This is a genomic window from Idiomarina zobellii (assembly GCF_900100855.1).
Classification (GTDB): domain Bacteria; phylum Pseudomonadota; class Gammaproteobacteria; order Enterobacterales; family Alteromonadaceae; genus Idiomarina; species Idiomarina zobellii.
Genome location: NZ_FNCB01000002.1, coordinates 319688 through 341831, shown reverse-complemented (window position 1 = coordinate 341831; position 22144 = coordinate 319688). Strand labels below are relative to the sequence as shown.

The following is a 22144-nucleotide window of genomic DNA, read 5'->3' as shown; positions in this document are numbered from 1 at the left end:
AAAACACCGCAGGTTCAACTTTTTGACGCAACAGGAAGACGTATGGCGAGCGGTGCCGAAAAGTTAGTAAGTTTAAGACATTTCACGCAAAACAATGCCCATTTAATTAAGGGCTTTGGTACGCCTTTAGCCATTATGGCCATTTTGGCGATGGTGGTGCTGCCTATTCCGGCAATGGTGCTGGATATTCTGTTTTCGTTCTCTATTACATTGTCGCTGGTGGTTATGCTGGTTGCGGTTTATACCCAACGACCACTGGATTTCGCTGCCTTTCCGACAGTTCTGCTTATCGCCACAGTACTGCGGCTTAGCTTAAACGTGGCATCGACACGTATCGTTTTACTCGAGGGCCACAATGGGCCGGGCGCAGCCGGTAGCGTCATTGAAGCTTTTGGTAGTGTTGTCATCGGCGGTAACTACACCGTTGGTTTAGTGGTCTTCGCTATTCTCGTTATTATTAACTTCGTAGTTATTACCAAGGGTGCGGGGCGTATCTCCGAAGTAACCGCTCGCTTTACGTTAGACGCCATGCCGGGTAAGCAAATGGCCATTGATGCGGACTTGAACGCTGGCCTTATTAACCAGGAAGAAGCCAAACAGCGCCGCAGTGACGTCACCCGGGAAGCTGACTTCTACGGCTCAATGGATGGTGCCAGTAAGTTCGTTAAAGGCGACGCCATCGCCGGTATTCTTATTCTTCTTATCAACATTGTTGGTGGCTTGCTCATTGGTATGATCCAGTACGGCTTGACCTTCGGTGAAGCGGTAGAAGTGTACACGCTTCTGACCATTGGTGACGGCTTGGTCGCCCAAATTCCAGCACTGTTACTGTCTGTTGCAACCGCAATTATTATTACCCGCGAGAATGACAGTAAAGACATGGGTGACGCGGTTGTTCTGCAGTTGCTCGACAACCCGAAAGTATTGGTTATTTCCAGCTCGGTATTGTTCGCTATGGGTGTGATTCCGGGTATGCCTCATTTAGCGTTCCTCAGCATGTCGGCAATTCTTGCGGGCGCTGCGTATTTCAAACTTAAAAAGAACAAAACCGAGCAGGGCGAGCTGGTGGAAAAAGAACAAGAGCAGCAAGTTCAGCAGGCACAGCAAAAAGAGTTGTCCTGGGACGACGTTCGCCATGTCGACACCATTGGTCTGGAAGTGGGGTATCGTCTTATTCCGCTGGTGGACAAGCAACAAGGCGGCGAGCTCCTTTCCCGTATTAAAGGGGTGCGTAAGAAGCAGTCGCAGGAGTTCGGCTTTCTGGTGCCCGCGGTGCATATTCGGGACAACCTCGACTTAGGGCCTAACAGCTACCGTATTACGTTAATGGGTGTGACCATGGGGGAAGCGGAAATTCGCCATGATTGGGAGCTTGCTATTAACCCAGGTCAGGTCTTCGGGGAACTTGAAGGTGAAAAAACCACGGATCCGGCGTTCGGTCTGGACGCAGTATGGATACGCCCGGAGCAAAAAGAGCACGCGCAAACCTTAGGCTATACCGTGGTGGATGCTGCAACGGTAGTGGCCACTCACTTAAGTCAAATTGTCACGAATCACGCATCGCAGTTACTTGGTCATGAAGAAGCACAGGAGCTGTTGGATCGCCTGGGTCGCACGCATCCGAAATTGGTGGAAGGACTTATTCCTGACTTATTGTCACTGGGTAACTTTGTCAAAGTGCTGCAGAACTTGCTGGATGAAGGCATTGCTATACGCGATATGCGCACCATTGTACAAACCTTGGTTGAGTACGCCGGACGCAGTCAGGATCCGGATGTACTAACGGCCGCCGTTCGAATTTCTCTGCGCCGTTTGATTGTTCAGGATATCTCAGAAGGCGAAACCGAACTGCCTGTCATAACTTTGGCGCCAGAGTTGGAACAGATGTTGCATCAGTCACTACAGATGGCTGGTAACGACGGAAATCAGCAAGGTGCAGGCATTGAACCAGGTTTAGCCGAACGCTTGCAACAGTCGTTACGCGAAACGCATCAGCAGCAGGAAATGAACGGAGAACCGTCTGTGTTGCTGACATCCGGGCTACTACGCTCAACCATGGCGCGATTTGCGCGCCACGCTACCGATGGTATGCGAGTGTTGTCGTATCAGGAAATTCCGGATGACAAACAAATTCGCATTGTCAGCTCAATTGGTGGACAACAAAACAGTGGTGAACAAACCGCTACCTAAGACAACGGGAGTCGCTTGTGAAAATTAAACGCTTTTTTGCAGAGGATATGCGTCGAGGCTTACAGCAGGTTAAAGAAACCTTAGGCGCTGATGCGATTATTCTATCCAATAAAAAGGTGAACGGTGGTATTGAATTAGTGGCGGCTGTTGACCCGGACGCACGAGCACCAGAAGCGGCTCCAGAGACCTCCGCAAATACTCAGGCACCAAAGCAAGAGTCGGAAGCACCGGCTCAGTCGTTGGCTGAATTGTTGCAGCGTCAAAATGCCGCGCCTTCGCAAACGTCTTCGCAAGCGGCAGAACAGATGACCGGTCAACCTGAAACGGCAGCAAAGCATGACGCTTATCACCAAATGGCGCATCAGGCAGCATCGGCTCAACAAGAGCCTTCACAAGCGGATGTCTTTCCTGAGCAAGTGAATACGCCGGACAGCAACGACTCGGAAGCAATCGCAGAGCTGCGCTCACAAGTGAACGGTATTCGCCAGTTGTTAGAGCACCAGTTAAGCGGTCTCATGAAGCAAGAGATGGATCGCGAAGAGCCAGTGCGCGCCATGTTGATGCAACGACTTATGACGATGGGGTTGAGTGAACGCATCGCGGATCAGATTGCTTGTTTTATTCCTGAAAGCAGCTCAGACGAGGATGCCTGGGAGCAAACCATGCATCTGTTGGAAGGTCAGTTGAATACCACCAATGACGATATTTTGACACGCGGCGGTGCAGTGGCACTAGTTGGTCCTACCGGCGTTGGTAAAACCACCACTATTGCTAAGCTGGCGGCCCGTTACGCTCAGCGTCATGGCTCTGACAAAGTTGCTTTAATTACCACTGACACCTTCCGAATTGGTGCCAGTGAACAATTACAGACTTACGGACGTATTATTGGCTGTCCGGTAAAAGTGGCAAAAGATGCAAAAGAGCTAGCGGATTCATTACTGTCGCTACGTGATAAGAGCCTGATTTTAATTGATACGGCAGGTATGGGTCAGCGCGACAAGCGCTTAAGCGAGCAATTGGGTCAGCTTATCCAGAATACCCGCCTGAGAATTCGACCTTATCTGGTATTGTCGGCAACCTCACAAAGCCAAGTGTTAAATGACGCCGTTAAACAATTCAAAACACTACCTTTGTCGGGTTGCATTTTTACCAAACTGGACGAATGCTTAAGTTTAGGAGAAAGTATCAGTGTGGCAATTGAGTACGGCCTGCCGGTTGGATATGTCACCAACGGTCAGCAAGTACCTGAAGACATTAAAGTTGCCGATGCAAATTACCTGGTATCTGAAGCCGAGCGGTTAATGGACAAAAGCATTTGTTCCTCGGTATCAGACGTGCCAAAATCGTACTGGAATGCGGCGTTTTCTCGCTGAGTGAGCCGTTATACAATGACGCTGTTGTCGAAGATGTAAAATAAGAGATACGCCCGATGGATCAAGCAAGCGGTCTGCGAAGAATGAAACAGTCAAAAGTAAAAGTCATAGCAGTCACAGGTGGTAAAGGTGGCGTGGGTAAAACCAACGTCTCACTGAATATGGCCATTGCTATGGCGAAGCAGGGAAAACGAGTACTGGTACTTGATGCCGACCTTGGCTTGGCTAATGTCGACGTCATGCTGGGCTTGCGTGTTGAGCGCAACCTGTCTCATGTACTGAGCGGCCAATGCGAACTGGAAGATATTTTAATTGAAGGGCCAGGTGGCATAAAAATTGTCCCAGCGACCTCAGGAACCCGCTCTATGGTTGACTTGAGCGAGTCAGAGCACGCCGGTCTTATTCGGGCGTTTAGCCAACTGCAGGGAAACTACGACGTTCTTATTGTCGATACGGCGGCGGGTATTGGAAACACCGTGGTCAGCTTTGCCCGCGCTTCGCAGGATGTCCTTGTGGTTGTCTGCGATGAACCTACTTCAATCACCGATGCTTACGCACTTATTAAAGTGTTAAGTCGTGAACAAGGACTGTTTAAATTCAAAGTGGTTGCCAATATGGTTCGCAATATGCGCGAAGGGCAAGTACTGTTCAATAAGTTGACTAAGGTCACGGATCGTTTCCTCGATGTGGCATTAGAGTTAGCAGCGATAGTTCCTCACGACGAAAATTTGCGGTTGGCCGTTAGAAAACAACAACCAATGGTGTTGGCGTATCCCAAATCGCCGGCGTCACTGGCGTTTAAAGCATTAGCGAAGAAAGCTCTGGATTGGCCAATTCCTGCTCAGGCAGGAGGGCATTTAGAATTTTTCCTTGAGCAATTGATAACTTCTGCCGATAACGGGAGTAAGCGGGATGTTGCCAATGAATAAAGCCGCCGCTTATGCCGCAACAGCCGACAACCGTAACGCCATTATTGAGCAGCATACGGGGCTGGTTAAGCGAATTGCACACCACATGATGGCGAGGTTGCCAGCGAGTGTGCAAGTCGATGACTTAATTCAAGCGGGCATGATAGGCTTATTAGAAGCGGCGCGGAATTTTGATAACAGCAAAGGGGCCAGTTTTGAAACCTTTGCCGGAATACGTATTCGTGGTGCCATGTTGGATGAAATTCGACGTGGTGACTGGGCTCCGCGCTCAGTTCACAGAAATCATCGCCGCGTACTAGAGGCCATACGGCAGGTAGAGAATGACACCGGTCGTGACGCAAAAGATACAGAAGTTGCCAGTAAGCTGGGCATGAGTCTGGATGAATATCACGCCATTTTAAGAGATGTGAGTTCGGGACGCATTATAGGTATTGAAGATTTAGGTGTTTCAGAAGACGCTCTAATGCCCGAGCAAGTGACAGGCTCAGCGTACGAACCGCAGCGCGATGTCGAAAACGCAGCGTTTCATAAAGCCCTGGTATCGACAATTTCTTCGTTACCAGAGCGTGAAGCTTTAGTGCTTTCATTGTATTATGATGAAGAATTGAATTTGAAAGAGATAGGTGAAGTGCTGAGTGTGAGTGAATCTCGCGTCAGCCAAATTCACAGTCAGGCAATGGTGCGGCTCAAGTCGCGAATGCAGAATTGGGTTGAATAATTTTGGTGGTAATCGAGAGCCTCAGTGGAGGGTGCTTTGGATAAAAATATGAAAATTCTCGTTGTAGATGACTTTTCTACAATGAGACGAATCATTAAGAACTTACTTCGTGATCTTGGTTTTACGAATATTCAGGAAGCCGATGACGGCAACACGGCTTTGCCAATGTTGCAGAACGGCGATTTCGACTTTGTCGTGACCGACTGGAACATGCCGGGCATGCAGGGTATCGACCTGCTTAAAGAAATTCGTAAAGACGATAACTTGTCGCACTTGCCGGTACTGATGGTAACGGCGGAAGCCAAACGCGAACAAATCATCGCTGCTGCTCAAGCAGGGGTTAACGGCTATATCGTTAAACCGTTTACAGCTGTGACGTTAAAAGAAAAGCTCGACAAGATTTTCGAACGCATTAGCTAAAAAGGGCTATTACCATGTCTGATAAAGCCCACGATATTTCCCTCGAGCAGGCTAAAGAGCTCGTGTCTTTGCTGGAAGAGGGGAAGCAGCAACAAGCCAATCAACTTCTGGAAGACGTTTATAACCGCCGCAACGACAAACTGTTTACTTCAGTGGGTCAGTTGACGCGTGACCTCCACGAAGCTCTGCAGGATTTCCAGCTGGATCCTCGCATTGTGCAAATGACAGAAGATGATCTTCCTGACGCGCAAAACCGTTTACAGTACGTCATTCAAAAAACAGAAGACGCCGCTAATAGGACAATGGACGCGGTAGAGGCTTGTTTGCCGATGGCTGACGACATGCATCAGCGCGTTGAGAGCGTAATGCCGGTCTGGAATCGACTGATGAGCAACGATATTCAGTTAAATGAATTCAAGTCTTTGTGCCATGAGGTCGATGATGTACTTAAGCGCTGTGGTGAAAATATGCCACAAGTGCATGGGCTTATGACCGAAGTACTTATGGCTCAGGATTATCAAGACATTACCGGGCAGGTCATTCGACGGGTTATTCAACTGGTTGAAGACGTCGAAAAAAACCTCATTGAACTGTTAAAAATATTTGGCAAAGAAGAAGCGCGCAGAGAAGCGGAAAAGGCCGAATCTTCAAAGCAGAAAAGTGCCAGTGAGGCAGAAGGCCCAATTATTGATGCCGATAAACGTGATGACGTTGTTGGTGGGCAAGACGAAGTGGACGATTTATTGTCCAGTTTAGGTTTCTAGGAGCATCAGTCGCATGAGCTTTGATATGGATGAAGACATACTGCAGGACTTTTTGATCGAGGCGGGAGAAATCCTCGAGCAGTTGTCTGAGCAGTTAGTTGAGCTAGAAAACGACCCAGAAAACAAAGATTTATTAAACGCGATTTTCCGTGGTTTCCATACCGTGAAAGGTGGCGCAGGCTTCCTGTCGCTAACCGCCTTAGTGGATACCTGTCACGGTGCTGAAAACGTGTTTGATACTTTGCGTAATGGTCAACGCACGGTTACGTCAGACTTAATGGACGTGATTCTGCAAGCGTTAGACACTATCAATGCTCAGTTTGCCCAGGTTCAGGCACGTGAAGAGCCTGTACCGGCAGATAAAGACTTGCTCGAACTACTGCATAAACTCAGTCAGCCAGAGTCTGAAGACGAGGCGCCTATTGAAGCGCCGGCTAAAGAAGCTGAGCCGGAGCCGGAAGAAGCACCCAAAGAGGAAGCGATTGAAAGCTCAGGCGGCGACGGTATTGACGAGATTCAGGACGATGAATTTGAAGCGTTGTTGGACGAGTTACACGGCGAGGGGAAAGGCCCTGGCGCCGGTAAATCGGAACAGGCGTCAGAAAAGCCAAAAGCGTCTGCTGATTCCACCCAGAGTGACAGCGATGAAATTACCGACGACGAGTTTGAATCTCTGTTAGATGAGCTGCATGGCTCGGGTAAAGCACCGCAAAGTGCCGAGAAGAAACAAGAGAAGCCCGCTGATAGTGACGAAATAACCGATGATGAGTTTGAGTCGTTGCTCGATGAGCTGCACGGTTCCGGTAAGGCACCGACAAAGAGTGTAGATAACGGCAAAGAAGACAAGTCGAAAGATAAACCTAAGTCAGAGAAAAAAGCTGAAGCTAAGCCAGAGCCTAAACCTGAGCCAAAAGCCAAGCCTGCAGCTAAACCAGCCGCTAAAGACGATAAACCGAAAGCGGCGGATAAGCCGGCTGACAAGAAACCTGCAGCACCGCAGCAACCAGCCGCAGAAACCACTGTTCGGGTCGATACCAAGCGTCTCGATGACATAATGAACATGGTTGGTGAGCTAGTCTTGGTGCGTAACCGCTTGCTGAGCCTGAGCAATTCAGATGACTCTGACAGCGACGAAATGGGTAAAGCCATTTCTAACCTGGATGTGGTGACAGGTGACTTACAAGGCGCGGTCATGAAAACCCGTATGCAGCCAATTAAGAAAGTCTTTGGTCGCTTCCCCAGGGTAGTTCGTGACTTAGCACGCAGCCTGAAAAAAGAAATTAATTTAGAAATGTTCGGTGAAGATACCGATTTGGATAAAAACCTCGTCGAAGCGTTGGCCGATCCACTGGTTCACTTAGTGCGCAACTCGGTTGACCATGGTATTGAAATGCCGGACGTTCGTGAAACCAACGGTAAGCCAAGGGCGGGTACGGTGACGCTGTCAGCCTCTCAGGAGGGCGACCATATCATGTTGTCGATCAAAGACGATGGCGCCGGTATGGACGCTGAAAAGCTTAAAGGCATTGCCATTAATAAAGGTATTTTAGATGCCGACGCAGCCGCACGCTTAAGCGACGAAGACGCTTACAACCTGATTTTTGCCGCCGGCTTTTCGACCAAAGAGCAAGTGTCTGATATTTCCGGCCGTGGTGTCGGCATGGATGTCGTAAAAACTAAAATCAGCCAATTAAACGGTAGTGTCAAAATTCAGTCAGAGCTGGGTAAAGGTACTGAGTTACTGATAAAAGTGCCGTTAACCTTAGCTATTTTGCCGACCCTGATGGTGGCAGTAAAAGAGCAGACGTTTGCGTTGCCACTGGCGGTTGTCAGCGAAATTATCGATTTGGATATGAAGCGCACCAATACAGTCGATGGTCAGTTAACACTGATTGTACGTGACCGAGCGATACCGTTGTTCTTCCTCGAGCATTGGCTGGTAAGAAACCCAGATCGCTCAAGCCGAAATGTGAATGGTCACGTTGTGGTTGTTCAAATAGGCAACCAGCAAGTTGGCTTTGTAGTTGATGCCCTTATTGGTCAGGAAGAAGTGGTCATTAAGCCATTGGATAAACTGTTACAGGGCACGCCGGGTATGGCGGGTGCAACTATTACCAGTGATGGTGGTATCGCGCTAATCATCGACGTACCAAGCATGCTGAAGTATTACGCTAAACGATAACGGGACACGCCGTTCATGACAGTTAAAGTTCTCGTAGTGGACGACTCGGCGTTTTTTAGACGCCGAGTTACCGAGATTCTGGAAGCACACTCAAATATACAAGTTATTGGCTCCGCTAATAACGGCGAAGAAGCTGTGGCGCAAGCAAAAGCCTTAAGGCCTGACGTTATAACCATGGACATTGAAATGCCAGTGATGAACGGCATTGATGCGGTGAAAACCATTATGGGCAGCAACCCTTGCCCCATTTTAATGTTCTCGTCACTGACTCACGAAGGCGCGACCGCAACGTTAAATGCGTTAGAGGCAGGTGCGGCAGATTTCTTACCTAAGAAATTTGAAGATATTGCCCGTAACCGCGACGAAGCCGTCAAAACGCTGCAAGATCGAGTTCTGGCTATTGCTAATCAGCCTGCAGCGCGAACGCCAACAATTACCCGCACTCCACCGCCTTCAAGCAGAACCACAGAGCCAGCGAAGCCGAAAGAGCCAACATCGGCACTCGAGCGTATTCGTCAACGCAACGAAGAGCGCCAGAGCCAGCGTGAAGCCGCATCACGGTTAGCTGACACTGCCGGTTCTCTGAGTATTAATCGGGCGTATCAAATTTTGGCGATTGGCACTTCAACCGGTGGTCCCGTTGCCTTGCAGAAAATACTGACGCAATTACCGGGCAATTTCCCGTACCCTATTGTTATGGTGCAGCACATGCCTGCGGCTTTCACTAAGGCCTTTTCACAACGTTTAGATGGCTTGTGTAAAGTGCGAGTGAAAGAAGCCGAAGACGGTGATGTGTTAACGCCTGGTACAGCTTATTTAGCGCCGGGCGGTAAGCAATTATTAGTAGAAGGACGTTCAGGTAGTGCCCGTTTACGAGTCAAAGAGGACACCAGTGGGCGAGTCACATACAAGCCGAGTGTCGATTTAACCTTTGCCAGCTTGTCGAAAGTCTATATGGGCAAAGTTCTGGGCGTTATTTTAACCGGCATGGGCGCTGACGGCCGCGAAGGCTCCCGCATGTTAAAGCAACAGGGCGCCACAATTTGGGCTCAGGATCAGGCCAGCTGTGTTGTTTATGGAATGCCTCAGGCGGTTGCTTCAGCGGGTATTTCAACGAAAAGTATTAGTTTGGATAATATGGCGCGCTCAATCATGAAAGAAGTCGGTTACAGCGGCGTTTAATAAGGTGCTTATATGATTGTTTGGACGGTAGCTAACCAGAAAGGCGGCGTGGGAAAGACCACCACAACAGTCGCTCTGGCAGGGCTATTGGCCGAGCAGGGTAAGCGGGTTTTGTGTATTGACACCGACCCTCATGCCTCACTGACGTATTACTTTGGCTTCGACTCTGAAGAGCTGACTCACAGCGTTTTTGATGTCTTCAGTGCGGGTAAAAGTGTTAATCGCGAACTCATGCGTGAGTGCATACTGCCCACCGAATTTGAGAACTTGAGTGTTATGCCGGCAACCATGGCTTTAGCCACGCTTGACCGGAAGCTGGGCACACAGGGTGGTATGGGATTGGTATTAAAAAGAGGGTTAGCATCGGTTAAAGATGACTACGACTACGTGCTTATCGATGTGCCGCCGGTACTTGGCGTACTAATGGTTAACGCATTAGCCTGTTGCAACCGTGTGCTCATACCCGTTCAAACTGAATTTTTGGCGTTGAAAGGCCTCGACAGAATGATGCGTACGCTTATGCTCATTCAAAAGTCTCGTGGCGAAGAGCGGCCATATACTATTATTCCAACCTTGTACGATAAACGAACCAATGCATCGTTGCAGACGTATAAGAAGCTCGTTGGTCGTTATGGTAAGTCGGTGTGGAACGGCATGATACCTATCGACACCAAATTCCGGGATGCGTCGAACGAGCAAACCCCGCCATCTCTCTATGCGCCTAAATCACGTGGTGTGCTGGCGTATCAGTCGTTATTGATTCACCTGCAACAATTGGAGTTAGGCTAAGTTATGAATAGCAAACATTCCAATAGTGAACAGGCAATGACGGAGTACCTCGATGCATTATTACTCGAGGATGAAGTGGTTGAGTTCGACAATGAGCCGGTTAAGAAATTGCTGGAGCAGGCGGCCCCAAAAATACAGCAAGTGACTCAGCAAGAGTCGGTGGCACTGAACAGAGATGAAGATTTATTACCTTTAGTTTCTGTAAAAGCGGACGATACTGATACTAGAGAAGCGCTTGCTGAGACTGAGGCCGTAGTGGAAACGGATACTCAGGTTGAGCCGGAAGAAGAGCCTCAGCCAGACGCTATGTCTGAGTATATGGAGGACGACTTTCAGGCGCTGTTCTTTAAGGTGGCGGGGTTAACATTGGCTGTGCCGCTGAAAAGTTTAGGTGGTATTCATCAGGTAGGGAAAATAAGCCCGCTGATGGGTAAACCAAAATGGTTTAAAGGCATAATGACAGAGCGGGAAGACAAGCTACAGGTGGTTGATACTGCCCGCTGGGTTATGCCGGAGAAATACACGGAAGAGCTGGAAGAATCATTAGACTACCAGTATCTTATAACGTTAAATGACAGCCCATGGGGACTGTTGTGTGAAGAATTGGTAACCAGCGAACCATTGCAACCCGAAGCCATTCAATGGCGTAAAGAAGGCAGTAATAAGCGGCCGTGGCTGGCCGGAGTGGTTCGTGACAGAATGTGTGCATTGCTCGATGTAAACGCATTGATTACACTTCTGGATAACGGTCTGGGACATATCCAGCAAGACTAATAACGCATGGCGGAGTGAAACATGAGTAAAGATAATCGCGCTCTAAAGAATGAGACGGACGCTGACAGTAACGACGAAGTGCTACAGTGGGTGACGTTTCAGCTTGACGATGAAACCTATGGCATTAATGTCATGCAGGTTCAGGAAGTGCTTCGCTACAGCGAAATAGCACCCGTACCCGGAGCTCCGAACTATGTGTTGGGTATTATTAATTTGCGTGGCAACGTTGTCACCGTTATTGATACTCGTCTGCGCTTTGGTTTGCAAACGACCGAAGTAACCGACAATACACGTATTGTTATCATTGAATCAGAAAAACAAGTTATTGGCATTTTGGTCGACAGCGTCGCCGAAGTGGTTTACCTGAAAACTTCTGAAATTGACAGCGCGCCAAATGTGGGTACAGACGAGAGTGCTCGTTTCATTCAGGGCGTGAGCAACCGAGATGACGAACTGCTGATTTTGGTTGATCTGGATAAAATGCTAACCGATGACGAGTGGGATGAAATTTCTCGTCTGGGTTAATTGCGGGCAGGTGGTTTAACCATGACGCTTTGGCTTATTGCTTTATCAGCGCTGGCTCTTGGGCTGGCGCTGATTGCGTTGGTTGCGGTTATTATGACATCGCGACGTCAGGCCGAGCTTATTGAGCGCCAACAGCAGCGACTATTAATGCTCACAGAAACGGCGACCGAAGTGCTTTCTTTAAAAGAACAATTGAATGAGCCTAAGCCTGATTCTAACTTCGCGGAAAAGCAGCTGTTGGCGCAGTTAGAACAGCAAGTCTCAACACTTAATGACGAGCAGCGTCGACTTCAGGAAAAACTGCAGGAATTAGCTGAGCAGGATCCTGGCTCGAAGCTGTACCACCGGGCGAGTAAATTGGTAGCAAGTGGAGCAACCGTTGAAGAGCTTATGCATGAATGCGAATTACCGCAGGCGGAAGCAGAGCTGTTAGTCTCGCTGCACCAGCGTAAAGGTTAGCCTTCCTCCCATTGTCGCGGAAACTTGCCATCCAGTAGATAAGCAAAAGCAATAATTTCAGCAATAATGATATAAAGTTCGCGCGGAATCTCGTCACCCACGTTGAGTTTCGCCAGTGAGTCCGACAGCAGCGGGTCTTCATGAACTAACACGCCATGCTCTTTGGCGACGGCAATAATTTCTTCTGCTAATTCGTCAAACCCGCGAGCGATAACTTTGGGCGCGTTAAAGCCGTCGTACGACAGCCCAATGGCTTGCTTCTCTTTTTTGTCCGTCATACTTTCACCCGAATAATGCCGCTTTGTTGTGTCGCCAAGGTTTCCGGAATTCGCCCTTGCTGAACGCGAAACTTCACACTGTTAACCGCTAAATCGGACAACCGCTTCTCCAGTTGCTCCAGGTGTTTCTCGATAATGCTTTGCGCTGAAGGTGACTCGGCATAAAAGTCGACTGACGAGCCCTGCGGATGATACCGGCCTTTAACCAGTAAAGCGCCTGTTGCTTCTAACTCAAAGCGTAAGGTGAAAAGCCATAACGTGCGACCCTCCTGCTCCGGCGTATCGGGCTCTCGCTCCGGGCGAATAAGCAACTCGTTTTGTCCGGCCTTTTGTGGGTCAGTCGGCAGCAAAATGAAATATTCAGGTTGCTGCATTGGCGATTCCTGAAGCCTGGCCTGTGCGCTTTGTGCTGAATTTAATACGCCAGTGAATAACTGCAATAATCGTTGCAATTGTTGCTGCGGAAGCTGAAGCAGCAGTTGATTAATGCGTTCGCGCACATCGCCGGCAACGTCAGGGGACGGGTTTAACACCTGCTGTATCAATGCTTGAGTGAATTGCTTTGGCAAAGATTGCAAACTTGCTTGTGCGGTGCTTTGTTGTTGACTGTTCTGTTGTAAGCTCAGCCCCAGCAGCGTCATTAGCATTTGACCAAGTGACCCCATTTGCTGGCTTGACTGCACACTGACCGGACGCGCCGCAAACCAGTCGCTCACCCAACGCTGTAACGCTTTCGGACGTTGCATGGATTCGCCCGAGGGTTGTTGTTGCAGTACGACTTTAACTAACTGTTCAATGGCATTAGAGGGGGAACGTAACGCCGCTGTTAAGGTTGCGGCTGTCTGTGCCGCTTGTGCACTCTGAGTTGCAGACGTCGTGTTGACAGTGTTTATTTTAGCGATAAGCGCAGACAGCTCGGGGATTTTTAATGAAGTATTTGCCGCATTATTGGGTGGCACTGCCGTTTGTGCCGAAAGTTGTGTTTTTATTTGTGCGACCAGTGTTTGCAAGGCTTGCTGAAATTGCTGCGGACTTAACTGGTGCGCTTGTTTAATAGCAATACCCCGCGATAACTGAACAGGGCTACCTGTGTCGACCGGAACTTTGTCGGTCGGTGGCGTCAAGCTGTTGACTGCAGGTGTCTGTATGGAGGCCGCTTTATTTGCACTAGTGGCCTTTAAAAATTGTGTCGCCTGAGAACTTTCAACCAACGCTTTAACAAGCTTGGGTGGCAACTGAGTTATTGGTATATCGATCTTTGCAAGCTGTGTCTTTGGCGTCCCAGCCTGCTGTGAGGTCGACTGAAGTTGCCCCGTCTGAGTTTGAGGTATTGGCTGACCTTGATGAGTATTGCCACCGGGCGGCAGTTTGCCTGGCGCTTGCGTAACAACTAGCTGCACCATAGGCTTGTTTCCCGGTGCTATCGATATTTGTAGCTGTAATTGCGTCCCCGGTGAAAGCTTTGGAGGCAACTGTGCCATAAGGGCTTTCGGTGGGTTTGGCCATTGCCACCCGGCCCCTTGTATTTGGGGGGATTGTTGCGTATTACCGCCAGAGCTCCCACTGGCTTGCGGCAAAAGCACCGAGGCCGGTATTTGCAAGGTTGGCTTGCTGGCGGTTGAAGCTGAATTGCTACCTGCAGTATTCGCGCCTGTTAAAATGCGCGCAAGGGTTGTTACGTTTTGCTTATCAATACGAGCCATAGAGCGCTCTGGAGCGTTCAGCATTTGTTGTAACAGTTGCGTGATATCAGCCATGCGCTTTACTCAAATTTTATGGTAGACTCGGTGGCATTTGCGTCAGCTTACCAGTAAGGGCTCAGTAGTAAAATCCTCATGACACAAGAAACTACCGCTAAAGTGCCACTGTTGCATGCCGAGCAGCTTAGCTCAACGCGTGGTGGTCGAGTACTGTTTGATGAGCTGAGCTTCCAGTTACATCCTGGTGAGTTATGGCAGGTGACCGGCCCTAATGGGGCGGGCAAGTCGACGTTGCTGAGAATACTGGCCGGGCTGTTAGAGCCTACTGAAGGGCGTATTCGGTTTAACGGCGCAAGCGTACACGACAACTGGCAAAGCTACTGTCAGCAACTGCTGTTTATTGGTCATAAAGCCGCTGTAAAAGGCGAACTTACCGCATTAGAAAACTTCTATTGGCAACAGCAGCTTACTGCAAGCCCTAATACCGATGGCTGGGATTTATTGGAAAAACTCGGTTTGCTGGGGTTAGAAGATGAGCTCACAGGTCGCCTATCAGCTGGCCAACAGCGACGTGTCGCTTTAACCCGGTTGTGGGCGAATAAGGCAAAGCTGTGGATTCTGGATGAACCCTTTACTTCCTTAGATGTACAAGGGGTTGCTCTGCTGCAAAAGCGCTTTGCTGAACACTTAGCGGACGGTGGCTGTATTATTTTTACTTCGCATCAGTCGCTGACCTTGTCCGAGTTATCGCCCAAGCTTATCGATTTAAGTCAAGCTGCCCAGGTGCATAGTGAGGCGGCTTATGATTAACGCTTCCATGCGACAGGTTTGGCTGGCCGTACTCAAGCGTGACTTACGCATTGCGGCGCGTCGACGCAGTGACGCCTTAAACCCACTATTGTTTTTACTGATGGTCGTCACTCTGTTTCCGTTGGGCGTCGGTCCGGGGCCTGATATTCTGGCGCGTATAGCACCCGGCATTATTTGGGTGGCTGCTCTTTTAGCCAGCCTGCTAGGGCTCGAGCGTTTATTTAAAGACGATTTCCAGGACGGCACGCTGGAGCAGTTGTGCTTGCTGCCACAGCCGCTGGCGTTCACTACAACCGCCAAAGTGATGGCTCACTGGCTGTTAACGGGACTACCTTTAGTCATATTGTCGCCGTTGCTGGCGCTACTGCTAAGCTTGCCGATGCAAGGCTGGTGGGCGTTAGCGCTCAGCTTGCTGCTTGGCACACCAGCTTTGAGTGCACTCGGTGCTATTGGCGCGGCGCTAACCCTTCAGGTTCAGCGCGGCAGTTCGCTAATTAGCCTTATCCTTATTCCTTTGTTTATTCCGCTGCTGATTTTTGCCACTGCCGCTGTCGAAAATGCCTCTATGGGGCTTGCAGTGCACGGACAATTGGCTATTCTTGCGGCTATTTCTGTTTTGACCATAACATTGTCCCCGCTGGCGATAGCTGCGGGCATAAAAATGAGTGTGAATTAATATGTGGCGATGGTTACACCCTTACGCAAAGCCTGAAGCAACCTATCGACTTGTCGAAAAGTTACTGCCGTGGTTTGCGGCATTAACCTTTATTTCGTTGGTCGTCGGCGTGGTTTGGGGCCTGGCATTCGCGCCGGCAGACTACCAGCAGGGCGACAGTTACCGAATTATATTCCTGCATGTACCGGCGGCTATTTTTTCAATGGGCGCGTATGCCGGTATGGCAATAATGGGTGGCATAGCACTTATTTGGCAAATTAAAACAGCGGAGTGGTCGATACCGGCCATAGCCCCTGTCGGAGCTGCGTTGACGGTTGTCGCCTTGTTGACCGGAGCCATTTGGGGTAAGCCCATGTGGGGCACTTGGTGGATTTGGGACGCACGCCTTACTTCCGAGCTGATTCTTTTATTCTTATACATTGGTGTTATGGCGCTTTATTTTGCTTTCGATGACGCTAGAACAGGCGCTAAAGCCGCTGCCATACTCTCGCTTGTGGGGGTTATTAACCTGCCTATTATTCATTACTCCGTTGAGTGGTGGAACACCCTGCATCAGGGGGCGACTATTACCAAATTTGAGAGACCGTCGATAGCAACCAGTATGCTTATTCCATTATTAATATGCCTGGCAGGCTTCTTATTTTTAACCATTTCACTGGTGATGATGCGGTTAAAAAATGAGATACTACGACATGAATTAGGTCGCCCGTGGGCGCAGCAGGAACTGGAGAAAAACTGATGCCATTCGACAGTTTTCAGGACTTTATCATTATGGGCGGCTATGGCTTATATGTTTGGTTGTCTTTTTTCTTGAGCTTTGTCGTTATTGCGTTAGTTGCGCTGGAAACGGCTATCGCTCGTAAGTCCTTGCAGAAAAAAAGCCAGCAGTTGCAGAATCGTCAGCAGCGCTTAGCCAAGCGACAACGGTCAGTGTCGCAGTAGGAGAGAAGTATGAATCCGAGACGTAAACAAAGACTTACCTGGGTGCTTATTTTAGTGTTCGGGGTGTCTGTAGCGACAGGACTAATGTTGTACGCATTGAGTCAAAGTATCGACTTGTTTTATACACCTAGCGAGTTGGTAGAAGGCAAAGGTGAAGACAAGCAAAAGCCACAGGTTGGTCAGCGTATGCGCGTTGGCGGCATGGTGGTTGAAGGCTCGGTTAAACGCGACCCGAAAACCCTGGAAGTGTCTTTTAATATTACCGACACAGGCCCTGAAATCACGGTGCTTTATCAAGGTATTTTGCCGGACTTATTCCGCGAAGGTCAGGGCATTGTTGCTCAGGGTGAATTGGTAGAGCCTACCGTTTTGAAAGCAACGGAAGTACTGGCTAAACACGACGAAGAATATATGCCGCCGGAGTTAGCTGAGAAAATGAAAGGTATTAAACACGTTAACCCGAACAAACCGTACGAGGGTAGTGAACAATGATAGCGGAAGCAGGGCATCTCTCTATAGCCATAGCGCTTGCATTTTCTTGCTTGCTAGCGTTTTACCCATTGTGGGGGGCGATAAAAGGCCATGGTGGCTTGATGTCACTGGCAAGGCCTTTTGCCCTAGGCCAGTTTTTCTTCACCGCTGTGGCTTTTGGGTTATTAGTTTGGGGATTCGTCAGTAATGACTTTAGCATTGCCTATGTCGCTGCAAATTCTAACTCAGACTTACCGGTTGCCTATCGGGTAACAGCGGTATGGGGCTCCCATGAAGGTTCTTTTCTTTTATGGATGTTGATGCAGGCAGGCTGGATAGCCGCGGTTGCGCTGTTTTCACGTTCTATGCCTTTGCCCATGGTGGCGCGGGTTTTAGCCATTCTTGGTTTAATCAGTATTGGCTTCTACTTATTTATGTTAACGGTGTCCAACCCGTTCGACCGCGCGTTACCGTTAATTCCTGTCGACGGGCGTGACTTAAATCCACTGTTACAAGACCCGGGCATGATCATCCATCCACCGTTATTGTATATGGGGTATGTCGGGTTCTCGGTAGCCTTTGCGTTTGCCATTGCTGCGCTTATGTCGGGTAAGCTAGATGCGGCCTGGGCACGGTGGTCACGACCGTGGACATTAGCGGCCTGGATCTTCCTGACTCTGGGTATCGCAATCGGCAGTTGGTGGGCCTATTACGAACTTGGCTGGGGTGGCTGGTGGTTCTGGGATCCGGTCGAAAATGCTAGCTTTATGCCATGGCTGGTTGGAACGGCTTTGCTGCACTCGTTAGCGGTTACTGAAAAGCGGGGCAGTTTCAAATCCTGGACAGTATTACTGGCAATAGCAGCCTTTAGTTTGAGCCTATTGGGGACTTTCCTGGTTCGGTCGGGGGTTTTGGTGTCGGTGCATGCCTTTGCGTCAGACCCAACCCGTGGTTTATTTATTTTGGTCTTACTCGCATTGGTTATTGGTGGGTCTTTAATACTGTACGGCATGCGTGCCGGACAAATGCAGAGCTACAGCCGGTACGAGCTATTTTCCCGCGAAGTCATGCTGCTGGGTAACAACGTCTTGCTGATGGCTGCGATGGTTGTGGTCTTCCTTGGTACTATGCTGCCATTAGTGCATAAAGAAATTGGCTTGGGCAGCATTTCAGTCGGAGAGCCCTTCTTCAACAGCGTCTACAGTTGGTTGGTCATTCCATTCGCACTGATGGTTGGTCTGGGGCCTTTATTGCGCTGGCGTCGACAGGCAATTAAGCCTCTACTGAAGCCTATTGCATTGGCCCTTAGCCTTGCTGTGGTACTGGCTTATACGCTACCAAAAATTTGGGCCGACGAATTGCCTGCAATGGTGGTTATAGGCTTGTTCTTAGCGTTTTGGGTTGGTCTGGCAACATTGACCGAAGTGCAGCAGACGGTGAAACAGCGTAAACAAGGCTGGCAGGGTATTACCCGGCTGTCGGGAAGCCACTGGGGCATGGTGCTGGGTCATATCGGCTTTGCGGTAACCTTAATTGGCATCACTCTGGTGTCGCATTATGAGCAGGAAAGAGACATTGCCTTGGCGCCGGGGCAATCGGTCAACGTTATTGGTTATAACGTCAGTTTTGACTCTTTAGAGCATAGGGAAGGACCGAATTATGATGCCGACTCTGGCGACTTTACAGTGACTAAAGGTGGCGATGTTGTTACCCAAGTCACTAGTGAAAAACGCTTTTACCGAGTGCAACGAACCAGCATGACAGAAGTAGGCCTCGACGCGAGCTTATTAAGAGATATTTATATTGCTATGGGTGAACCATTGGATGATGGTGCATGGGCAATCCGTTTCTATGTTAAACCATTTGTTCGCTGGATATGGCTTGGTGCGATTATTATGGCAATAGGCGGTGTCTTTGCTATGGCCGATAAACGCTATCGTAAGCGCAAAAACGGAGGGGAAAATGAATAAGAACCTTCGCTGGATAGTTTTATTTGCGCCGCTCGTTTTATTTATCGCATTAGCGGCCTTTTTACTAAAAGGGCTGGGCAGTGACCCGACTAAGCTCGATTCGGCTTTAATTAATGAACCTGTGCCGGCGTTTAAAACTGTTGATCTTTATGACACCAGTATCGTTTATGACGAATCGGTGTTAAAAGGCAAACCTATACTGCTAAATGTTTGGGCAACTTGGTGCCCGACGTGCCGTGCGGAACATGAGTTTCTGAACCAGTTAGCGTCAGAGGGTATCCCTATTGTTGGCTTAAATTATAAAGATGACTCGCGTGGGAAAGCGGTTAACTGGCTAAATACGCTAGGTGATCCATACACGATTAACTTGTTTGATCCAGAAGGCGAAGTTGCCTTTGAGTTTGGTGTTTACGGAGCCCCGGAAACTTACTTTATTGATGAACAGGGTGTTATACGTTATCGCCATGTTGGTGACGTGAACGCACGTAATTGGCAGAGCACATTAAAACCCATTTATGAGCAGCTCAAGCAGGAGGCGCAATGAGCCGGTTCATTTCCCTACTTTTTTTGCTGAGTACTTTTGTATTTTGTGCCGCAGCGGAAGACGCGGTGTCGCGTTCGTTTGAAAATGAGCAACAGCGCGAAACGTATCAACAGTTGATTAAAGAATTGCGCTGCCCCAAGTGCCAAAATCAAAATATAGCCGACTCTAATGCTCCGCTTGCTGAAGACATGCGAGACAAAAGCTACGAGATGCTGAAAGCGGGTAAGTCCAAGCAGGAAATCATCGAATTTATGGTCGATCGATATGGTAACTTTGTGCATTACAAACCGCCGTTTACGGCCGCGACAGCAGTACTTTGGTTCGGCCCTGTGGTTATTTTGATTATCGGTATTGGTGTTGCTGTTTTGCTGACACGCAAGAAAAAAGAGCAAACAGCTTTGACCCCTGAAGAGCGCGCTCAGTTAGAGCAGCTAAGGAAAAACGACAATGACTAGTTTAATCATCGTAATGTTGTTGATGCTGTTAGTTGCTGTCGTTTTTATTCTGTTAGCGACAGGAAAACAGCGACGCATTCTAAAAAGACAGGATGAAAATAAGCGCTGGTACGAGCAACGTTTAACGGAGCTAGAAGAAGAGCGCTCTTTGCACGGGTTATCTGATGAAGAATACGAGTATTCAAAGCAGGAGCTCGATAAAACCTTTGTTAATGACAGTAAGGACATTGAAGAAACTATAGAATGGCGCCCGGCGCCCGTCGTATTCCCGGCTGTCATTGTTGTGATTATATCGGTTGCTTTGTACTGGAGCTTTGGTAGCTGGCAATTGCAGGAGCAAGCGGCAGATGCTCGTGAACGTTTACCAGAACTTGGCAAAAAGTTACTGAGCGAACAGACTCAGGCGGCCGATCCGGAAGAGCTTAACCTGTTCGCTTTGGGGCTTCGCCAGAAGCTTATGAGCGACCCTAATGATGCCATTGCATGGTGGGTATATGCGGGGCTAATGGTGGATATTGGCGCACCGGAAGAAGCGGACGAGGCTTTCCAGAAGTTACTGGATTTAGAGCCTGAGCGGCTTAATACCCTGGTCAGCTACAGTCGTTTCTTATTAATGTCAGGCTCAGCTCAAAATAAAGCGAAAGCTGCGAATTTGTTAGCCCGGGCATTGAAGCTAAACCCAGCCAATATAGAGGCACTTTCGCTACTGGGCTTTGTGGCTTATGAACAACAGGACTGGGAGCAGGCAATTCAGGCTTGGACGCTGCTACAGCAGCAGTTATCGCCAGGCTCGGAGCGCTACGTGGCTGTTCAGAATGCGTTAGCAGACGCGAAGCAGCAACAGACTAACGCTGGTATGACATTAACCGTTACGGTGAACATCGATAACGCGGTTCAGGAATTTTTGCCCGAAGGTGCAACGTTATTTGTTTATGTCACCGGAAATGAGGCGCCTATGCCAGCAGCGGTGATCCGTGAGCCGGTCGAAGGCTTTCCTGTGACTTATACCTTATCTAATGCTAACGCCATGTTACCGGACCACAAACTGTCTGACTTAGATGAGTGGACAGTTCACGCTCGCATTTCTCAGGATGAAAACATTGAAGCAGAAGCGGGTGATCTGGAAGCGCCAACAGTGACTATTAAAGCTAAAGCGAATCAAACAGCGACAGTGACTTTATCAACACGGATTCAAGAATGAAAAAATACGGATTGTTACTTTTCTCAGTATTGTTAGTAGGATGCTCATCGACTCCGGAAGACCCTTATGCCGACCCCCGCGACCCGTTTGAGGATTTTAACCGCGGCATGTGGGAGTTTAATCGCGATGTGGATGAAGTCGTTATTCAACCCGCAGCGAATGTTTATGATGACGTACCAAAGCCAATTCGTACGTCACTGTATAATGCTGTTGAGAACTTAGAAGAGCCGTCGTCTTTTGTGAACAACATCCTGCAGTGGAAGTTAGGAGATGCCGGTATATCGTTAGGACGCTTTTTAATTAACTCGACAGTTGGGCTTGTTGGTCTTTTTGATGTGGCCACGCCAATAGGTCTGGAGAAAAAAGAAGAAAGCTTTGGACAGACACTAGCGGTCTGGGGTGTGCCTGAAGGACCTTATGTGATGCTACCGTTAATGGGTCCAACGGTGATTGTTGATCGCGGTGGCGACTACGCTGACAGACAATATTTTCCGTATCCGTCATTGACCTGGCCAGTCGATATACTTCGTTATACCGTTAAAGGTTTGGAGATGCGCATACGTTTGCGCGACCAGGAACAGGTTCTGGAAAACTCACTTGACCCTTACTCTTTCGTCAAAGATGTTTATTATCAGCGCTGGCAAGATCAAGTCTATGATGGCAACCCACCATTACCAGAAGACGATTTTGAAGACTTTGATGACTTCGACGATGATTTTGAGGATTTTGACGACGAGTCACGTTGACGGATCTCTATTCCTGAACAATGCTTAAAACATGGTGAGCGAAGAG

The 22144-nt window shown here is 48.9% G+C and carries 24 protein-coding genes; 22 read left to right on the top strand and 2 right to left on the bottom strand.

From position 1 onward, the window contains the following. The first annotated feature begins 42 nt into the window (after positions 1 to 42). Genes flhA through BLT32_RS03690 form a run of 12 tightly spaced genes read left to right on the top strand, consistent with a single transcriptional unit; the run spans position 43 to position 12305 of the window. Positions 43 to 2190 (top strand): flagellar biosynthesis protein FlhA, encoded by a 2148-nt coding sequence (gene flhA, locus BLT32_RS03745; RefSeq protein ID WP_053953013.1) that lies wholly within the window; start codon positions 43 to 45, stop codon positions 2188 to 2190. A 17-nt stretch (positions 2191 to 2207) separates the two neighbouring features. After that, positions 2208 to 3563 (top strand): flagellar biosynthesis GTPase FlhF, encoded by a 1356-nt coding sequence (gene flhF / locus BLT32_RS03740; protein WP_053952948.1) that lies wholly within the window; start codon positions 2208 to 2210, stop codon positions 3561 to 3563. A gap of 56 nt (positions 3564 to 3619) precedes the next feature. Continuing rightward, positions 3620 to 4492: a MinD/ParA family protein gene (locus BLT32_RS03735; RefSeq protein WP_053952947.1), complete on the top strand. Its 873-nt coding sequence runs from the start codon at positions 3620 to 3622 to the stop codon at positions 4490 to 4492. Then, complete coding sequence (locus tag BLT32_RS03730; protein WP_053952946.1) at positions 4485 to 5210, top strand: RNA polymerase sigma factor FliA; 726 nt, start codon at positions 4485 to 4487, stop codon at positions 5208 to 5210. The genes BLT32_RS03735 and BLT32_RS03730 overlap by 8 nt, the downstream gene beginning before the upstream one ends. A gap of 36 nt (positions 5211 to 5246) precedes the next feature. After that, the gene (cheY, locus tag BLT32_RS03725; RefSeq protein ID WP_053953012.1) at positions 5247 to 5630 is read left to right on the top strand and encodes a chemotaxis response regulator CheY; all 384 of its coding nucleotides are present in this window, start codon (positions 5247 to 5249) and stop codon (positions 5628 to 5630) included. Positions 5631 to 5644: 14 nt separating this feature from the next. Next, complete coding sequence (locus BLT32_RS03720) at positions 5645 to 6394, top strand: protein phosphatase CheZ (protein ID WP_053952945.1); 750 nt, start codon at positions 5645 to 5647, stop codon at positions 6392 to 6394. A 13-nt stretch (positions 6395 to 6407) separates the two neighbouring features. Next, positions 6408 to 8576: a chemotaxis protein CheA gene (locus BLT32_RS03715; protein WP_053952944.1), complete on the top strand. Its 2169-nt coding sequence runs from the start codon at positions 6408 to 6410 to the stop codon at positions 8574 to 8576. A 15-nt stretch (positions 8577 to 8591) separates the two neighbouring features. Further along, the gene (locus BLT32_RS03710; RefSeq protein ID WP_053952943.1) at positions 8592 to 9758 is read left to right on the top strand and encodes a protein-glutamate methylesterase/protein-glutamine glutaminase; all 1167 of its coding nucleotides are present in this window, start codon (positions 8592 to 8594) and stop codon (positions 9756 to 9758) included. 12 nt (positions 9759 to 9770) lie between these two features. Beyond that, entirely contained in the window at positions 9771 to 10547 is a 777-nt protein-coding gene (locus BLT32_RS03705) for a ParA family protein (protein ID WP_053952942.1), read from the top strand. Between the two features lie 3 nt (positions 10548 to 10550). Continuing rightward, positions 10551 to 11321 carry a chemotaxis protein CheW gene (locus tag BLT32_RS03700; protein WP_053952941.1) on the top strand — a complete coding sequence of 257 codons (771 nt, stop codon included), beginning with the start codon at positions 10551 to 10553 and terminating at the stop codon, positions 11319 to 11321. A gap of 21 nt (positions 11322 to 11342) precedes the next feature. Beyond that, positions 11343 to 11846, top strand: coding sequence for a chemotaxis protein CheW (locus BLT32_RS03695; protein WP_053952940.1), 504 nt, complete (start codon positions 11343 to 11345; stop codon positions 11844 to 11846). A 21-nt stretch (positions 11847 to 11867) separates the two neighbouring features. After that, a complete protein-coding gene (locus BLT32_RS03690; RefSeq protein ID WP_053952939.1) occupies positions 11868 to 12305 on the top strand; it encodes a DUF2802 domain-containing protein in 438 nt (145 codons plus the stop codon). Here BLT32_RS03690 and BLT32_RS03685 read toward each other — a convergent pair. Together BLT32_RS03685 and fliK are read right to left on the bottom strand one after the other, a co-directional pair. Beyond that, the gene (locus BLT32_RS03685; protein ID WP_053952938.1) at positions 12302 to 12583 is read right to left on the bottom strand and encodes an EscU/YscU/HrcU family type III secretion system export apparatus switch protein; all 282 of its coding nucleotides are present in this window, start codon (positions 12581 to 12583) and stop codon (positions 12302 to 12304) included. The genes BLT32_RS03690 and BLT32_RS03685 overlap by 4 nt on opposite strands. Next, the gene (gene fliK, locus BLT32_RS03680) at positions 12580 to 14340 is read right to left on the bottom strand and encodes a flagellar hook-length control protein FliK (protein WP_053952937.1); all 1761 of its coding nucleotides are present in this window, start codon (positions 14338 to 14340) and stop codon (positions 12580 to 12582) included. Before fliK ends, BLT32_RS03685 begins: the two co-directional genes overlap by 4 nt. 78 nt (positions 14341 to 14418) lie before the next feature. Here fliK and ccmA point away from each other — a divergent pair, with 78 nt between their 5' ends. From ccmA to BLT32_RS03630, 10 genes are read left to right on the top strand one after another with little or no spacing between them, the layout of a single operon-like run. After that, positions 14419 to 15093 carry a cytochrome c biogenesis heme-transporting ATPase CcmA gene (gene ccmA / locus BLT32_RS03675; protein WP_053952936.1) on the top strand — a complete coding sequence of 225 codons (675 nt, stop codon included), beginning with the start codon at positions 14419 to 14421 and terminating at the stop codon, positions 15091 to 15093. Further along, positions 15086 to 15769: a heme exporter protein CcmB gene (gene ccmB / locus BLT32_RS03670; protein WP_053952935.1), complete on the top strand. Its 684-nt coding sequence runs from the start codon at positions 15086 to 15088 to the stop codon at positions 15767 to 15769. The genes ccmA and ccmB overlap by 8 nt, the downstream gene beginning before the upstream one ends. Before the next feature lies 1 nt (position 15770). After that, entirely contained in the window at positions 15771 to 16508 is a 738-nt protein-coding gene (locus tag BLT32_RS03665) for a heme ABC transporter permease (RefSeq protein WP_053952934.1), read from the top strand. After that, complete coding sequence (ccmD, locus tag BLT32_RS03660) at positions 16508 to 16711, top strand: heme exporter protein CcmD (protein ID WP_053952933.1); 204 nt, start codon at positions 16508 to 16510, stop codon at positions 16709 to 16711. Before BLT32_RS03665 ends, ccmD begins: the two co-directional genes overlap by 1 nt. 9 nt (positions 16712 to 16720) lie before the next feature. Then, positions 16721 to 17203 carry a cytochrome c maturation protein CcmE gene (gene ccmE, locus BLT32_RS03655; RefSeq protein WP_053952932.1) on the top strand — a complete coding sequence of 161 codons (483 nt, stop codon included), beginning with the start codon at positions 16721 to 16723 and terminating at the stop codon, positions 17201 to 17203. After that, positions 17200 to 19152, top strand: coding sequence for a heme lyase CcmF/NrfE family subunit (locus BLT32_RS03650; RefSeq protein ID WP_053952931.1), 1953 nt, complete (start codon positions 17200 to 17202; stop codon positions 19150 to 19152). The genes ccmE and BLT32_RS03650 overlap by 4 nt, the downstream gene beginning before the upstream one ends. Next, entirely contained in the window at positions 19145 to 19696 is a 552-nt protein-coding gene (locus BLT32_RS03645) for a DsbE family thiol:disulfide interchange protein (protein WP_053952930.1), read from the top strand. Before BLT32_RS03650 ends, BLT32_RS03645 begins: the two co-directional genes overlap by 8 nt. Next, complete coding sequence (locus BLT32_RS03640) at positions 19693 to 20151, top strand: cytochrome c-type biogenesis protein (protein WP_053952929.1); 459 nt, start codon at positions 19693 to 19695, stop codon at positions 20149 to 20151. Before BLT32_RS03645 ends, BLT32_RS03640 begins: the two co-directional genes overlap by 4 nt. After that, positions 20144 to 21352: a c-type cytochrome biogenesis protein CcmI gene (ccmI, locus tag BLT32_RS03635; RefSeq protein WP_053952928.1), complete on the top strand. Its 1209-nt coding sequence runs from the start codon at positions 20144 to 20146 to the stop codon at positions 21350 to 21352. Before BLT32_RS03640 ends, ccmI begins: the two co-directional genes overlap by 8 nt. Then, positions 21349 to 22098 (top strand): MlaA family lipoprotein, encoded by a 750-nt coding sequence (locus BLT32_RS03630; RefSeq protein ID WP_053952927.1) that lies wholly within the window; start codon positions 21349 to 21351, stop codon positions 22096 to 22098. The genes ccmI and BLT32_RS03630 overlap by 4 nt, the downstream gene beginning before the upstream one ends. Positions 22099 to 22144 lie beyond the last annotated feature (46 nt).